General features: G+C 37.9%; 8 protein-coding genes and 1 pseudogene. 4 read left to right on the top strand and 5 right to left on the bottom strand.

Features of this window, described 5'->3' with window-relative positions; translation table 11 throughout:
* Positions 1 to 39: 39 nt before the first annotated feature.
* Positions 40 to 1,470 (bottom strand): NADP-dependent phosphogluconate dehydrogenase, encoded by a 1,431-nt coding sequence (gene gndA / locus H6G06_RS25280; RefSeq protein ID WP_190564821.1) that lies wholly within the window; start codon positions 1,468 to 1,470, stop codon positions 40 to 42.
* A gap of 231 nt (positions 1,471 to 1,701) precedes the next feature.
* Between gndA and H6G06_RS25275 the strand changes: the two genes are divergently transcribed.
* A complete protein-coding gene (locus tag H6G06_RS25275) occupies positions 1,702 to 2,532 on the top strand; it encodes a Ycf66 family protein (protein ID WP_190564820.1) in 831 nt (276 codons plus the stop codon).
* A 170-nt stretch (positions 2,533 to 2,702) separates the two neighbouring features.
* Here the strand turns inward: H6G06_RS25275 and H6G06_RS25270 are convergent, their stop codons facing one another.
* Complete coding sequence (locus H6G06_RS25270; protein WP_190564819.1) at positions 2,703 to 4,802, bottom strand: sensor histidine kinase; 2,100 nt, start codon at positions 4,800 to 4,802, stop codon at positions 2,703 to 2,705.
* Between the two features lie 25 nt (positions 4,803 to 4,827).
* Complete coding sequence (urtA, locus tag H6G06_RS25265) at positions 4,828 to 6,087, bottom strand: urea ABC transporter substrate-binding protein (RefSeq protein WP_190564818.1); 1,260 nt, start codon at positions 6,085 to 6,087, stop codon at positions 4,828 to 4,830.
* Between the two features lie 406 nt (positions 6,088 to 6,493).
* On the opposite strand from urtA, the gene H6G06_RS25260 reads away from it, so the two are divergent.
* Complete coding sequence (locus H6G06_RS25260; RefSeq protein ID WP_190564817.1) at positions 6,494 to 7,855, top strand: NAD(P)/FAD-dependent oxidoreductase; 1,362 nt, start codon at positions 6,494 to 6,496, stop codon at positions 7,853 to 7,855.
* A 370-nt stretch (positions 7,856 to 8,225) separates the two neighbouring features.
* Here H6G06_RS25260 and H6G06_RS27675 read toward each other — a convergent pair.
* Positions 8,226 to 8,432 (bottom strand): annotated as a pseudogene (locus H6G06_RS27675) (DUF4926 domain-containing protein); the annotation flags it as partial.
* A 159-nt stretch (positions 8,433 to 8,591) separates the two neighbouring features.
* Between H6G06_RS27675 and H6G06_RS25250 the strand changes: the two are divergent.
* Entirely contained in the window at positions 8,592 to 9,134 is a 543-nt protein-coding gene (locus H6G06_RS25250; RefSeq protein ID WP_190564815.1) for an REP-associated tyrosine transposase, read from the top strand.
* A 101-nt stretch (positions 9,135 to 9,235) separates the two neighbouring features.
* Here H6G06_RS25250 and H6G06_RS25245 read toward each other — a convergent pair whose 3' ends face one another.
* A complete protein-coding gene (locus H6G06_RS25245; RefSeq protein ID WP_190564814.1) occupies positions 9,236 to 10,843 on the bottom strand; it encodes a DUF262 domain-containing protein in 1,608 nt (535 codons plus the stop codon).
* 201 nt (positions 10,844 to 11,044) lie between these two features.
* Here H6G06_RS25245 and ileS point away from each other — a divergent pair, with 201 nt between their 5' ends.
* Complete coding sequence (ileS, locus tag H6G06_RS25240; protein ID WP_190564813.1) at positions 11,045 to 13,978, top strand: isoleucine--tRNA ligase; 2,934 nt, start codon at positions 11,045 to 11,047, stop codon at positions 13,976 to 13,978.
* Positions 13,979 to 14,024 lie beyond the last annotated feature (46 nt).

Raw genomic sequence — 14,024 nt, 5'->3', positions numbered from 1 at the left:
AACAGCAAGAATTAATTGTAAACCTTAACTAGAAGTGTCTTACTTCTTAGCTTCAGCAATAGGAACCCATTCAGTGTGGAAAGTTCCTTCTTTATCAGTACGCTTGTAGGTGTGCGCGCCGAAGTAGTCGCGTTGTGCTTGAGTCAAGTTTTGAGGTAAACGTTCCCGACGGTAGCTGTCGAAATAATCGAGAGAAGCACTAAAAGCAGGAACAGGAATACCCAACTTAGCAGCAGTCACAATAACTTCCCGCCAAGCTGCTTGTCTATCCAGAATTGTTTGCTTAAATTCAGGTGCTAACAACAAGTTAGGTAATGCTGGATTTTCGTCAAATGCCTTCTTAATCTTATTCAAGAAACCAGCGCGAATAATACAACCACCCTTCCAAATCCGAGCCATTTCACCCAGATTTAGATCCCAATTGTAGGTTTTAGAAGCTGTAGATAACAACGCCATACCTTGAGCATAAGAACAAATTTTGGAACAGTAGAGCGCATCACGCACCATGTTCACAAAAGCCTTGATATCTCCGGTATACTTAGCAGATGGGCCAGTAATTTGCTTAGAAGCAGCAATCCGTTCATCTCTAATCGAAGAGAGAATCCGGGAATTAACAGCCGCAGTAATTGTAGGAATAGCAACGCCTAATTCCAAAGCAGTTTGTACAGTCCAACGACCAGTACCTTTTTGTCCCGCAGCGTCAACAATTAAATCAACCAAGGGCTTCTTGGTTTCTGGGTCAACGTAGGGGAAAATATTCGCTGTAATCTCAATCAAAAATGAATTGAGTTCGTCAGTTGTATTCCACTCACTAAACACTTCATGTAGCTGTGCAGCACTTAAACCAGCCACATTTTTCAGCAAATCGTAAGCTTCTGCAATTAACTGCATATCGCCGTACTCAATGCCGTTGTGAACCATTTTTACATAGTGTCCAGAACCACCGGGACCAATGTAAGTTACACAAGGACCATCATCAACTTGAGCAGCGATTTTGTTGAAAATGGGGGATAGGTACTCATAGGAACTTTTTGTACCACCAGGCATGAGAGAAGGACCATTCAGCGCACCTTCTTCACCACCACTCACACCCATACCGATGTAGCGTAAACCGGTGGGTTCTAATTCCTGAGTCCGTCTTTCGGTATCTTCAAACCAAGAGTTACCACCATCAATAATGATGTCACCCTCTTGTAGCAAAGGCTTAAGCTGTTGAATTACCGCATCAACAGGCTTACCAGCTTGTACCATCACTAGAATTTTGCGGGGACGTTCTAGTGCAGCAACGAATTCTTCTAAGGTAAAGGCTGCAACCACATTCCGTCCTCCAGCGCGTTGCGCCATGAAGGCATCGGTTTTCTCGCGAGAACGGTTGTAAACTGCAATTGGGAAGCCATTGCGCTCAACGTTTAGAGCGATATTCTCGCCCATAACGGCTAATCCAATCACACCAAAGCTTTGTAGTGTCATAGTTCAAATCTTTTCTTGGGTTTGGCTAACTCTTGCAGATCCTTTCTCTTTAAGGGTAAACCGAGATTTTAGCTTCACTCCTAAAGAAGATATTAAGAGTTGATGTAAACGACAAAAAATCACAACTAACACCAATAATTAGTTTTTATTTGTATCTAAGTCAACAATTCAGTGACAAAATTTGCAAAATGGAAATAGTGGCACAAATAAAACAGTAAGGAGTTTGAAAAAATGCTGGCCTATCTCCTAGCGTTAGTAGTCGGACTTGGAAGTTTAGCCATTTACTTAGCAGCTTTCTTTTTCCCGGAAATCCACCGCAAGAATGACTTTATCTGGAGTGGTGTAGGGCTGTTTTACGCTTTGGTATTATGGATTTTTGCACCCCGGATTACTGGGGGTCTGTTACTAGGTCACGTAGCTAGTGTGGCGCTTTTGGTTTGGTTTGGTTGGCAAACTCTTTCTCTCCGTCGCCAACTCACACCAGAGGTACAACAAACGCCTATTCCCAGTCCTGAGCTAGTTAAAATTAGTATACAAGAACAGGTATCTAAGTTTTCTTTACAGGAAAAGCTGGGACAAATACCAGCCTTTGTTGCTAATGTCTTCAGTGGTGTTAAAGGCAAGGTACAGCAGACTGTGAGCAAAAAGCCTGCCGCACCCCCACAAAAACCTGTTGTGGAAATTATTGATCACACTACTCCTGTTCCAGAACAACCGAGTGAAACAGCAACACTACCAGATGAAGCGGTAACTGTTCCCGCACCTGAGACGGGAGAACCCCACCCCTTAACCCCCTCCCCGCAAGCAGGGAGTGGGAGTGAGGAAGTTATAGCTGAGACGGAAACTGTTTCCCCAGAGAGTGAAACTGAAGCCAAAACCGAAACTGTACCAGAAGCAATACCCCCAAATCCGCCAACTCCTGAGTTAGTAGCACAAGCGCAAGAGGAAACTGAGCAAAAACCCCCGATTCCTGTTGAGGAAGTTGCACCAGATGCGGTACTTGCTCCCCCAGCAGAAGCACCACCGGAAGAATTCCCGCCAAGTCCAGAAACTGAGCGTTAGGAACTGGGAACTGGGGATGTAGGAAAATCATCCGGTTTCCAGTTCCTGTTAGTTTTCCTATTTAAACCACGTCTACTTTGAAACCCATAGTTTTTTCTTAATCGGGTTTTGTTCCTAAATCCTATACTCTTCCCTGTTCCCTGTTCCCTGTTCCCTGTTCCCTTTTGACCTCAACTTGGACGAGGTTTAATATCTTGATACAAGGGAATGGTAATCATAAATTCTGTACCCTTTCCAGGGGAAGAAATACACTGCAATTTTCCCTGATGTTGTTGAGTAATAATTTTATAACTAATAGATAAACCTAAACCCGTCCCTTTCCCTATGGGTTTAGTAGTAAAAAAAGGATCGAACAATAGCTTTTTCAATTTTTCTGGGATACCAACACCGTTATCGATAATACGAATAATTACTTGTTTATCATGAGTCAATTCTGTGTAAATATAAATCTGTAGTTTATCTAAACCGACAAAGTTTTTGATTTTTCTGTCTTCTAAAGCATCAATCGCATTGGCAAGAATATTCATAAATACTTGATTAAGTTGTCCTGTGTAACACTCTACTAGTGGTAACTCAGTGTATTTCTTAATCACCTCAATGGCTGGACGATCAGATGTAGCTTTGAGACGATTTTCTAAAATCATGAGTGTACTATCAATACCTTCATGGATATTTACTGCTTTCATTTCCGCCTCATCCAAGCGAGAAAAGTTTCGCAGCGATCGCACAATTTCTGTTATTCTTTTAGCACCAATTCCCATTGAATTTAGCAGCTTAGGCAGGTCTGCCATTAAGAAATTAATATCTATTTCTTCTGCTTGCTCTTGAATTTCTGGGACTGGGTGAGGATAGTGCTGTTGATAAAGTTGTAACAACTTGAGTAAATCTTCAATGTATTCATTGGCAGGAGTGAGATTACCATAGATAAAGTTAATTGGGTTGTTGATTTCGTGTGCTACACCCGCTACTAGCTGTCCCAAACTAGACATCTTTTCACTTTGAATCAATTGAGCCGCTAGTTGATGTGCCTCCTGCTGCACTTCTGCTAAAACTGTTTCTAGTTGCTTTTTGGCGGTAGTTAGTTGCTGTTCCCGTTCTTGAATAGTTTCAAAAGAGGCTTCTAGTTGTGCAGCCATGCGATTAAATGACAGTTCTAGTTGACCAATTTCATCATCACTAAGAACTGATGCTTGTTTATTGAAATTTCCTTGAGCAAATTCTTGAACTACTTTGGTAAGTTCAATAACTGGCTGAGAAATAGATTTGGCAACTATGATAGCTGCCAATGTAACTAACAAGAGTGTAATAATTCCTAAAATAATAACAATATTTTTGAGGGTTTTTAAGGGTTTAAAGACTTCGGCTACATCCATTTTTACCAAAAGTCCCGCATTTAAAGAAGGTAAATATCTCCAGGCAGCAATAGTTTCTTGACCCCGGTAATCAATTGTGATATTATTTCCTTTAATACCCTGATTCGCTTGGTTGAGTGGGTGTGATTGATTGTTCCTAATATTGATATATCTTTGAAAAGCTGCTTTTTGGTCATGTCTAGTAGGAGCAGTAAAAATTATGCATTCATCAACTAATGAACCGACAATTGTCTCACCACTTTTACCTAAGCCAGTATAGTCATTGACTACTTTATTAAATTCTTGATTATTCAGTTGCAGTACTAATACACCAATAATTAGATTCTTTTTAAAGATAGGGGCAGCAATAAAAGCAGTGGGTTCATTATTAGATGTATAATAAGTAAAATTGGATATTTCTACTTGCATTAATGTTTTGGCACGGTCAAATACTTTGGCTACTTCAGAATTTTTATAAGTTCCTTTGTAGTAGTTTTTTCCTATTTCTTTAGCGTTATTTATAGAAAAAATCGTATTTCCAGCTTGAGAGATTAACAAGATATCAGAATAACCAAATATATCTAAGTAATTAGTAATAAACTGGCGATATTTTTGGTCTATTTGCTGATATTGTCTGGCATCAATTCCATTTTCGTTAAAAGCTTTTTGATATTTCTCTGTGGCTTCAATTATATTTGGTATTTGGGCGAGATTTTCCGCATTTTTTTGTTTTTCGTGAATATAAAAATCTAAAAATTTTGCTTTACTATCGGCAATAGAAATTAAATTATTATTAACTTCTTTTATTAAAGAATTACGGGCCATGTAATATTGTATAGAGGTAACTATACTCAGGGGTACTAAGGCAATTAATAAAAACCACAATAGTAGTTTATTAACAAGTTTTTTATTTTTCAAATCCTTTACCTCCAAAGTTAGGTATTTAATCAGTATGAGGATTAGACCAATTTTGATTCCAGCCTTGATAAAGACTTTTTATAAATAGTTCCCAGTCAGCTTTAGAACGGGAGATAGGATAAGGTACCGGACGAATTGGTTTACCTGAATTCCAGACAATTTTAAATTGTCCGTCTGACTGAATTTTCCCAACCCTGACTGTTTTCCATGTATGTTGGTTATTAGCATCTATATATACAACTCCTCCCGGTGCTTTAAAACTTTGGTCTTTGATATATTCCCGAATTGTATTTACTTCATCTGTTCCAGCGTCTTTAACTGCTTGCGCCCACAAATAAACTCCAAAATATCCAGCTTCAATGGGGTCAGATGTAACTCTATTTTCTCCATACTTTTTTTTAAAGTTTTGAATAAATTCAAGATTTTTAATATTATTAATATTTTGAAAATAATTCCAAACTGCATAATCACCTACCACATCTTTATTGGGTAATGATTTTAATTCTTCTTCAGCAATACTAAAGGAAATAGTAGGTATTATATCAGAGCTAATTCCGGCTTTTCTCAAAGCTTTAAAAAAGGCGATATTACTATCACCATTAATTGTATTTAAAATAACGTTTGGTTGAGTTTGTAAAATTTTTTTGATGACCTTTTCTACTTTATTACTACCCAAAAGTATATATTCTTCCCCTAGAATTTCTCCTTGTAAGGCGGTTACTTGATCTTTGATGATGGCGTTGGCTGTACGCGGAAAAATATAATCAGAACCGACCAAGAAAAATCGTTTCCCTAAATTATCAAAAGACCACTTGACGGCGGGAATAATTTGTTGGTTTGGTGCTGCACCTGTATAAACAATATTTGGTGATTCTTCTAATCCTTCATACTGAACAGGATAAATCAGAAGATGATTATACTTTTCAAATATAGGCTTTACGGTTTTACGACTAGCAGAAGTCCAACAGCCAAAAACTGTCACTACTTGTTTTTGAGTAATCAGATTTTCAGCTTGTTTGGCAAATGTATTCCAGTCAGATTCACCATCAACAATAATTGGTTGAATTTTTCTGCCTAGAATCCCGCCTTTTTCATTTATTTCTTCAATAGCAAGTAAGGTAGCATCTACGACAGATTTCTCACTAATTGCCATTGTGCCAGTTAGAGAATGAAGAATCCCAACTTTAATAGGTTTTTGGGATAGTTGAATCTGGAGATGAGTTAAAAAATATATTGTTAACCCTAATGCAAAAGCTACTAATAAAAAAAATATTTTTTTATTCATCAGTTTTTTAAGCTGTAAACTAATTAGAGAAATCTGAGAGGATAAATGTTGAGGGCTAGTGTCATAAGTTTCTGTGGAGTGATTTTACTATTAAATAAACAATCTTGGAGAAACATTAAAAAATTATGCTAATGCTTTTGCTTGAGCTTAACTAATTGCATCCAACATTAACCGTAAAATACCAATAGTGTTGGGTCTAGGAACGAAACCCCACATACAACTGAGTTTATTAGTCCAACTTGTTCTGCCTCTTCTCCTTGTTACCTTTTAATAATAACTGATTAGTAACTTTGGCTACTTTTATTATTTTTTCAAGTGTTCTAAATAAACGGCAAAACATATTATAATTTTGTTACATATTTGTTAAGAAACATTACACCCCTCTTAACAAAAGGAAATATTTCTTATGGTAGTTGCACTTGATAAAAAGCCATCACATGAGGTTGTTATCGTTGGTGGTGGCTTTGGTGGACTGTATACAGCAAAGGCTCTGGCTAACGCAAATGTAAATGTTACTCTGATTGATAAACGTAACTTTCACTTATTTCAGCCACTTTTATATCAAGTTGCCACAGGTACGCTATCACCTGCTGATATTTCTGCACCATTGCGCTCTGTATTCAGCAAAAGTAAGAATACAAAAGTGTTGTTGGGAGAAGTCAGTGATATTGATCCAAAAGCGCAAAAAGTAATTTTGGGTGATCAAGTAGTACCTTATGATACACTAATTGTCGCCACAGGTGCTAACCATTCCTATTTTGGTAAGGATAACTGGAAAGAATTTGCTCCCGGTTTGAAAACTGTAGAAGATGCCATAGAAATGCGTCGGCGGATATTTTCGGCATTTGAATTGGCAGAGCAAGAAACTGATCCCGAAACACGCCGTGCTTTCTTGACGTTTGTGATTGTGGGCGGTGGTCCGACCGGTGTAGAATTAGCGGGTGCGATCGCAGAATTGGCATACCAAACTCTCAAAGAAGATTTCCGCAACATTGACACCTCAGAAGCGAAAATTTTACTATTACAAGGGGGCGATCGCATCCTCCCACACATTGCACCAGAGTTATCGGCAGCAGCAGAAACATCTTTGCAAAAGTTAGGTGTAATTATCAATACTCAAACCAGGGTAACAAATATTGAAAATGATATTGTTACTTTCAAGAAAGGCGATGAAGTGACAGAAATTGCCTCAAAAACTATTTTGTGGGCAGCAGGTGTTCAAGGTTCGACTTTAGGGAAAGTTCTAGCAGAACGTACAGGTGTAGAGTGCGATTTCTCTGGCAGAGTAATTGTAGAACCAAACTTGACCATCAAGGGGTATAAAAATATTTTTGTACTTGGAGATCTAGCCAACTTCTCCCATCAAAATGGTAAACCCTTACCTGGTGTTGCACCTGTAGCTAAACAACAAGGAGAGTATGTAGGTGGACTAATTCAACTACGACTTCAAGGTCATACTTTACCAGAATTTCATTATACCGATGTAGGTAGTTTGGCAATGATTGGGCAGAATTTAGCTGTTGTAGATTTAGGTTTCATCAAACTTACAGGTTTCCTGGCTTGGGTATTTTGGCTAGTAATTCACATCTACTTCTTAATTGAGTTTGACACTAAATTAGTAGTGGTTATTCAGTGGGCATGGAATTATATCACTCGTAATCGTCGCTCTCGATTGATTACAGGTAAAGAAGCTTTTTTGGGTCCACAACCTGTTAACAAAAACAATCCTTACCAGGCTACAGAAACTAAGCTGCCAGTTAAGGTTTAGGATTTTTGCTTTGTGGTACTGCTGCATTGAGACTCATCGAAAGACCCGCCATTTTTCTCCCCACTCTGGCGGGTTTAGCTTCTATATAATTCCGTGAAACATGGTTTGGTGACAGCATCAAAGGATTGAGAATAATGAGTAATCAATCATTTAGATTATTAGGCTATGGCTAAAGGCGACCATATTTTTATTGAAGGTCATCTCTATTTATTTTAACCTTGGCAAAACTTAACTAACTCGTAAGTTTCAAAGCAGCAGCTAAAATATTATCATCAGATTCCATCTCATCTAAATTATCTACCTTCATCTGTTCCATAATTTGACGATGAGTGATTTCATATTGAGCATCTACTAAAGTACGTGCTTTTGTCTCAAAATGTAAAACCATTATTTGTTCTGGACGTAAACCAAAAGATTGATATGTTTGTCCATTACTATCGCTAAATTCTACTTTAAATGCAGCACCATAGGTTAATAATTCAACTATTGTACCAACTTGACCACGCAATAAGTTATATTCAGGTAGCTCAACTGTGAGTGCTACTACATCTAGTAATTGGGGTGTACTTTTACTCATTTTTTATAACCTCCAATATTTGTAGGTTGGGTTGAGGAACGAAACCCAACATTGATTATAATATCTCAATTGGTGGTGTTGGATTTCCTTGCGTCAACCCAACCTACGGGGTAAAATCAAGATTATAAAAAACAACTTTAATCACAGGATATTTATAGTATGGAATATCGCCGCGCCAAAGTGGAAGGAGGAACATACTTTTTTACAGTAGTGACAGAGAAAAGACAAAAAATATTATGTTTACCAAAAAATGTTTCTTTATTAAGAGATGCTTTTGGTTATGTAATGCAAAAACATCCATTTATTATAGATGCTGTTGTTATTTTACCTGATCATCTCCACTGTATTTGGACATTACCAGAAAATGATCAAGATTTTTCTACCCGTTGGCGTTTAATTAAAAGTTATTTTAGTCGTAAATGTGAAACTATATCACCAGAAAATATATCTGCATCTAGAAAAAAGAAAAAACAACGTGCAATATGGCAATATCGTTTTTGGGAACATTTAATTAGAGATGAAATAGATTTTCAAAATCACGTTGAATATATTCATTATAATCCGGTAAAACATGGTTTAGTAACAGCACCAAAAGATTGGGAATATTCCAGTTTTCATCGGGCTGTGCGTCAAGGTTTGTATGACATGATGTGGGGTGCGGGTGAGGAAATTATTTTTGATGATGATATTGGCAACGAGTAGGTTGGATAGAACGAAGTGAAACCCAACATTAATTATTATATAATACCGATTGGTGGTGTTGGGTTTCGTTCCTCAACCCAACCTACATTTATTGATGATGTTTAGAATAGTGTTAATTGTTCAATATTTTCATCTTGTATTAATTTTTTTGCAAAAGCAAAAAGTAACTCTACTCTTTCATTTATGAAAGCATTGAAATTATCTTCAAAGGTATTTGAAGGGCATAAAGCACTGTCTAAGATATATTCTAATGATTTTCCTTTTGGCATCATTTTCACATATTCTGATGGTTTTTTTGCTGATATTTTTTTATTTTCTGAACTATTTAAAAAACAGAAATTAGCTAAACAGTTAATAAAACTATCCTCAAATTTTGATTTTAGATATGCCTTTGGGTAAATATGATGAAATTCTGTTCTATTATATTTTTGTAAAACTTTATCGAGGTCAATATCTTGTCCTGATATAAAAGACTTGGGATCATTATTAGCAAGCAATAAAACAAAGGTTTTAGTGTTAATGTTATCGAAACGAAATCGGTTATTTATAAAAAAATCTTTATCAATTTCACACTCAATTTCTCCAAAACTGCTATCTTCACCATTTTTTAGTTTGATAACTTCTTTAATATCACTTATAATAAATTTTCTAGTTTGAATACTATATCTATTGGTAAAGCAAGACCTCCAAAACCATTTATTTAATTGATTATTAACTTTGAAATTATACGAAACTTCTTTTCCATCAGGTTCTGCAAAAAAAGCAGATAGAGGAATTATAAGGCTAGGATATGGGAGATTTTTTAGAGTAGTAATTTTTAGTTGTTTTCTCATAAAATCAATTGCGCCGAAAATACCATTCCTAACTTTTGGAAAAGCTGCTCTTATTTCTTGTCCACTCAATTCCAATAAACTTTCTGGAGTGGTTTGATTTTTGAGAATAGCTGCTGTACATCTTAATATTAAATCACAATCTTCCCCTACTTCAGAAAAACCAAACTCTTCTAGTTCTTCTTTCAAATTTCTGAATTTTTCTAATAAATCAAAATCTTCATTCCATGTCCATGCTGAGAGTAATTGAAGGGTATCAAGTTTCATTCCAAGACGATTAACTCGCTCAAAAACAATAGCAACAATAGCTCTATCTTCTGTTTTTAAAATTTGTGCAGGAATAGATACTTCTTTGAATTTCTCTTGTAGTGTATCTAATCGTCTAATTTGTTCTTTAGTAAATTTCTCTGTAGCATCTCTGTATTTTACAGAATCAAATAATACACTAAGAGAAAAATGTTTTCCCGCTATAACTTCCTCATCACGTAATGCGTAAAATTGACTTTCTTGAGCATCTTCTTCTGCGTCCAAATCAAAATATATCCCAGTCCAGTCATTTTCTTGTGTTGGGTTTAACTCTGTCTGAAACACAGAGAAAATAGATGTAAGTCTTTGCTGGCCATCTAGAACATAATCTATAGGGTAATCTTCTTTTGGGTTTGGAAGATCAAAAGCTCCAAGTTTTCTTTCAGTTGCAAGTTTAGATTTTGTTCTCCAAAATAGTAAAGAACCAAATGGGTATCTTTTATAAATGCTGTCCATTAAATATGCCACCCTATCCATATCCCATACAAAACCACGCTGGAAGGCTGGAATTCTAATGCTTCCATTGCTTACTAAATCTAGAAGTTGTCTAATAGAATAAGATTGATATTCCATAAGGATAAGGGTTAATATCTACTATTTACAGATAAAACTGTATCATATATTGATTAAAAAATTTCCGTAGGTTGGGTAGAACGAAGTGAAACCCAACATTAACCCCAAAATACCCATAACTGCTGTTGGGTTTCGTTGCTCAACCCAACCTACGACCTATAATTGATCAAATAACTGCAAACATATCTTAGGCATGAAACTGTGACTGAACCCGGACAATACAAAGATACCGTCAACTTACCCAAGACTAACTTCGATATGCGGGCAAACGCAATCAAGCGCGAACCCGAAATCCAAAAATTCTGGGAAGAAAACAACATTTATTCTCGCTTATCTGAAGAAAACCCCGGCGAATTATTTATACTGCACGATGGTCCCCCCTATGCTAACGGCCAGTTGCATATTGGTCATGCCTTAAATAAGATTCTCAAAGATATTATTAACCGCTACCAACTCTTGCAAGGTCGTAAAATTCGTTACGTTCCTGGATGGGATTGTCACGGATTGCCCATTGAGTTGAAAGTTCTGCAAAATATGAAGCAAGCAGAACGGCAAAATCTCACACCTTTGCAATTGCGACAAAAAGCGCAAGAGTTTGCACTAAAAACCGTAGATGAACAGCGGGAAGGATTTAAACGCTATGGGATTTGGGGTGATTGGGAAAATCCTTATTTAACCCTCAAACCAGAATACGAAGCCGCGCAAATTGGCGTTTTTGGGGAGATGTTCCTCAAAGGTTATATTTATCGCGGTTTAAAGCCGGTGCATTGGAGTCCTAGTTCTAAAACCGCTTTAGCAGAAGCTGAGTTAGAATATCCTGAAGGCCACGTTTCTCGCAGTATTTACGCTGCTTTTCCGGTGATTAAGGTTGCGGAAAATCTAAAATCGGTTTTAGAGCCGTTCTTGCCTGATTTGGGCGTGGCTGTGTGGACTACTACTCCTTGGACTATTCCCGGTAATTTGGCTGTGGCTGTGAATGGTGCGTTGGAATATGCGGTTGTGGAGGTTTCACGCAGAGACGCAGAGGAGGACACTTGCGTGGGCGGGTCTCCCGACTTGAGCAAAGTGTCCGTCGCGCAGAGAGGATGCAAGTATCTGATTGTTGCGGCTGAGTTGGTGGAACGGTTGGCTGCGGTTTTGGATGTTGAGTTGACTGTGAAGGCGACTTTTTCAGGTCAGAATTTGGAACACAGCACTTACCGTCATCCGCTGTTTGACCGTGAAAGTCCGGTGGTGGTTGGTGGTGATTATATCACTACTGAGTCGGGGACTGGGTTGGTACATACTGCTCCTGGTCATGGTCAAGAGGACTACATTGTTGGTCAGCGTTACGGTTTACCAATTCTTGCTCCTGTGGATGATAGCGGTAATTTTACGGATGAGGCTGGTAAGTTTGCTGGCTTGAATGTTTTGAGTGATGGTAATCAAGCGATTATTGACGCTTTGAATGAAGCTGGTTCTCTGTTGAAGGAGGAAGCTTATCCTCACAAGTATCCTTATGATTGGAGAACGAAAAAACCGACGATTTTCCGCGCTACTGAACAATGGTTTGCTTCTGTGGCAGGTTTCCGGGAAGATGCTTTAAAGGCGATCTCATCTGTGCGTTGGATTCCCGCTCAAGGTGAAAACCGCATTACACCGATGGTTGCAGAACGTTCTGATTGGTGCATTTCCCGTCAACGTTCTTGGGGTGTGCCGATTCCGGTGTTTTATGATGAAGCGACTGGGGAAGTTTTGCTAAATGCGGACACGATTAACCACGTTCAAGCTATTTTTGCCGAAAAGGGTTCTGATGCTTGGTGGGAGTTGTCTGTGGCGGAGTTGTTACCGGAACAATACCGCCATAATGGCAATACTTACCGCCGAGGTACAGATACAATGGATGTCTGGTTTGATTCTGGTTCCTCTTGGGCAGCAGTAGCGAAGCAAAGACCAGAATTAACTTATCCTGCTGATATATATTTGGAAGGTTCTGATCAACATCGAGGATGGTTTCAATCTTCTTTATTAACTAGCGTTGCTGTCAATGGAATTGCACCTTATAAAACAGTATTAACTCATGGTTTCACCTTGGATGAACAAGGCCGGAAAATGAGTAAATCCGAGGGAAATGTGATTGATCCAAATGTGATCATTAATGGTGGAAAAGATCAGAAAAAAGAACCTCCCTATGGCGCGGATGTGTTGCGTTTGTGGGTGTCTTCGGTTGATTATTCTGGTGATCAGCGCGTAGGAAGTAACATCATTAAACAATTAGCTGATGTGCGAAATAAAATCCGCAATACTGCACGGTTTTTGTTGGGTAGTTTGCATGATTTTGATCCTCAAAAAGATGCAGTCGCTTTTGATGATTTACCAGAATTAGATAAGTATATGTTACACCGCATTCGTGAGGTGTTTAATGAGGTAACGGCAGCTTTTGATAGTTTCCAGTTTTTCCGCTTTTTCCAAACTGTGCAGAATTTCTGTGTTGTGGATTTGTCGAATTTCTATTTGGACGTTGCGAAAGATAGATTATATATCAGTTCTGCTGATGCCTTCCGTCGTCGTAGTTGTCAAACAGTTTTGCAAATTGCTTTAGAGAATTTAGCCAGAGCGATCGCACCTGTTTTGTGTCATACTGCTGAAGATATCTGGCAATTTATCCCCTACAAAACATCCTATAAATCAGTGTTTGAAGCTGGTTGGATTAAGGTTAGTGATGAATGGGAAAAAGACGAATTAGAAGCAGAATTTTGGAATACTCTGCGTTCACTCCGCACCGATGTTAATAAGGTGATGGAACAAGCGCGGATGGAAAAAATGATTGGTTCATCTTTGGAAGCAAAGGTATTACTGCATATTCCCCACAAACAGTTACGTGAAGCTATCCAAGGTTTCAATCCTGTGATGGGTAATGGTATTGATGAACTGCGATATTTATTGCTGAATTCCCAGGTGGAAATTGTCGATGATGCTGCAAAAATTTCTGAGTTGAAATATACAGCAACCACAGAAGATTGGACAATTGGAATAGTAAATGCAGATGGTCAAAAATGCGATCGCTGTTGGAACTATTCTACCCATGTTGGTGAATCTGAAGAACATCCTTTACTGTGTGAAAGGTGTATTCCCGCTTTAGCTGGGGAATTTTAAAATCAATAGGGGTTTTAAGATCCCCGACTTCTACAATTAATTGATA

Source organism: Anabaena sphaerica FACHB-251, from assembly GCF_014696825.1.
Lineage (GTDB): Bacteria > Cyanobacteriota > Cyanobacteriia > Cyanobacteriales > Nostocaceae > RDYJ01.
The sequence above is the reverse complement of the archived record's forward strand: the minus strand, read 5'-3'. Positions and strand labels throughout refer to the sequence as shown.

Excerpts from the sequence above, each read along its gene's own strand:
- gndA (WP_190564821.1), bottom strand. The coding sequence starts at position 1,470 with ATGACACTACAAAGCTTTGGTGTGATTGGATTAGCCGTTATGGGCGAG.
- H6G06_RS25275 (WP_190564820.1), top strand. The coding sequence starts at position 1,702 with ATGCTGGCCTATCTCCTAGCGTTAGTAGTCGGACTTGGAAGTTTAGCC.
- urtA (WP_190564818.1), bottom strand. The coding sequence starts at position 6,087 with ATGAATAAAAAAATATTTTTTTTATTAGTAGCTTTTGCATTAGGGTTA.
- H6G06_RS25260 (WP_190564817.1), top strand. The coding sequence starts at position 6,494 with ATGGTAGTTGCACTTGATAAAAAGCCATCACATGAGGTTGTTATCGTT.
- H6G06_RS25250 (WP_190564815.1), top strand. The coding sequence starts at position 8,592 with ATGGAATATCGCCGCGCCAAAGTGGAAGGAGGAACATACTTTTTTACA.
- H6G06_RS25245 (WP_190564814.1), bottom strand. The coding sequence starts at position 10,843 with ATGGAATATCAATCTTATTCTATTAGACAACTTCTAGATTTAGTAAGC.